This is a genomic window from Acetonema longum DSM 6540 (assembly GCF_000219125.1).
GTDB lineage: Bacteria > Bacillota > Negativicutes > Sporomusales > Acetonemataceae > Acetonema > Acetonema longum.
On the sequence record NZ_AFGF01000230.1, the window covers coordinates 1 to 2,391 of the forward strand.

Here is a 2,391-nt window from a genome sequence, read left to right on the forward strand (position 1 = left end):
TAGAAAGGGGAAAGAATAATGGGTTTATTTGATTCATTGTTCGGTGGCGGAAAAAAGGCTGAGGCTCCGAAGAAAAAAGAGAAAAAGGCCGTTCCCGCCGCGCAAACCGGCTTAACGCCGGAAGTGGTAGCAGCCATCAGCGCCAGCATCAACATGGTGATGAATGACGATGCAGAAATCATCGCCGCCATCACCGCAGCTGTTGTGCACGCAGGCGGCGGCTCCGCCGCGCTTCATATCAAGCGCTCCGGCAATGCCTGGGCTGCTTCGGGCCGTCAAAAAATTATGGATGGCCGCCAGAGTTTTTAACACCGCTATAGCTCGCATATCGCGCGACTATAATTGCAAGAATTGAAAATTGGATGGAGGAAAGACAATGAGAAAATTCAAAGTCAATGTCAATGGAGTTTCCTACAATGTAGAGGTTGCTGAAGAAGGCGTTGCCGTAGTAGCAGCTCCTGCCGCTGCTGTTGCCGCACCTGCTGCTGCCCCTGCACCTGCCGCTGCTGTGGCTCCTGTAGCCGCTCCGGCAGCAGCCGCTGCGCCCGCTGCAGCTCCTGCTGAAGTAAAAGCCGGCGAAACTCCGGTTACCGCTCCGATGCCCGGCAAAGTCAGCAAAGTCGTGGCTAAAATCGGTCAGACCGTGAAAAAAGGCGACGTTGTTCTGCTCTTGGAAGCCATGAAAATGCAGAACGAAATCGGCGCTCCTGCTGCCGGTACCATCAAATCCATTAACGTGAACGCCGGCGAAAGCGTAAAACCTGGTCACGTTATGGCCGTTATCGGCTAACGGAACCGTTTAAAAAGGCCCATCTGCGTCGTTGCTCCTGCGGGCGCGCGCTCACCGTACCCTGCAAACGTACAGCTTTCGCGCGCGTCCTCGTCGCGCCTAGCATCTGAACCTTTTTAAACGGTTCCAGATTCGAGGCCATAGATGAGTGGGTACAACAGACGCTTAGAAAAACTGGTTTTGGCTGCATCCGGCTTTAAGTAACCGGTGCAGCCAAAGCATACCGCTTCCGCCGATGCAAAGAATCGCGATATAGCTGATTCATTTCTCTTTATTCGCCTATAAACATTTGGGAGGGTATACAAACACATGGATGGATTGCTTTTACAGTATCCCTGGTTAAACGAACTTCTCATGGGATTCCTTGACCTCAGCTGGCAGCATGTAGTCATGTGGGGCGTGGGAGCTCTCTTGATCTTCCTGGCAGTCAGATACGACTATGAGCCGGCCCTGCTGCTGCCGATCGGCTTTGGCGCCATTCTGGCCAACATTCCGCATTCTTCCGCCGTATCCGTGGAAGCAGATGCCGTTGGCTTTCTGATCACTCTCTATAACGCGGGTATCGCCAATGAGCTTTTCCCTGTCCTCATATTCATTGCAATTGGCGCTATGTGCGACTTTGCGCCGCTCATTCGCAACCCGAAAGTTATGCTGTTTGCCGCTGCCGCACAGTTCGGCATCTTCGCCACTGCCATCGGCGCGACGTTCCTGGGATTCTCCTTCCCTCATGCGGCCTCTATCGGCATCATCGGTGCAGCTGACGGCCCTACCACGATTTATGTGGCTGCCCGTTACGCTGTAGAACTCCTGGGACCTCTTTCGGTTGCCGCTTATTGCTACATGTCCTTGGTACCGGTTATCCAACCGCCGGTTATCAGAGCCATCACGACTGCAAATGAACGCAAAATCAAAATGGGATTTGAAGGAGAAGAGCCTGTTTCTTCCACTACCAAATTCCTCTTCCCGCTGATGATTGTCCTGATCGCCGGTATCGTTGCTCCGATCTCGGTAGCCTTGATTGGCGCTTTAATGTTCGGTAACCTGCTGAAAGAAAGCGGAGTTGTGGACAACCTCTCCAACTGCGCTCAAAGCGAGCTGGCCAACCTGGTCACTCTGCTCTTAGGCATCACCATCGGCGGCACCATGACCGCCGAACGCTTCCTGACCTTCAACGTTCTCCTGATCATGGCCCTGGGCGCAGTAGCCTTCGTGTTTGACACGGTTGGCGGCGTTCTGTTCGCCAAACTCCTGAACCTGTTCAGCACCAAAAAGGTCAACCCGATGATCGGCGCCTGCGGAATTTCCGCGTTCCCGATGTCCGGCCGGGTTATCGCTAAAATGGCGCTGAAAGAAGACCCCACCAACTTTATCATCCAGCATGCCATCGGCGTGAATGTGGCCGGTCAGGTTGCATCCGTTGTCGCCGGCGGTCTGGTCCTGGCGCTGATTCCTGCTTTAATGAAATAAATTGGAGGTGCGCTGAACATGTCACAAGATACTATCAATGCGATTACCATGGGTGCTATCGCACTGCCTACCATGTTCCTGGTTATCTGCGTTTTCATGATCGCTACCACGGCTCTGCATAAAGCTTTCCCGGC

Annotated in this window: 3 protein-coding genes; all 3 read left to right on the plus strand. The window is 53.5% G+C overall.

All coding sequences use genetic code 11. From position 1 onward, the window contains the following. Positions 1-18 precede the first annotated feature (18 nt). Positions 19-309, plus strand: coding sequence for a hypothetical protein (locus ALO_RS17520; RefSeq protein ID WP_004098806.1), 291 nt, complete (start codon positions 19-21; stop codon positions 307-309). Between the two features lie 67 nt (positions 310-376). Beyond that, the gene (locus ALO_RS17525; protein ID WP_004098807.1) at positions 377-790 is read left to right on the plus strand and encodes a biotin/lipoyl-containing protein; all 414 of its coding nucleotides are present in this window, start codon (positions 377-379) and stop codon (positions 788-790) included. A 309-nt stretch (positions 791-1,099) separates the two neighbouring features. Beyond that, positions 1,100-2,257 carry a sodium ion-translocating decarboxylase subunit beta gene (locus ALO_RS17530; protein WP_004098808.1) on the plus strand — a complete coding sequence of 386 codons (1,158 nt, stop codon included), beginning with the start codon at positions 1,100-1,102 and terminating at the stop codon, positions 2,255-2,257. Positions 2,258-2,391: the final 134 nt, after the last annotated feature.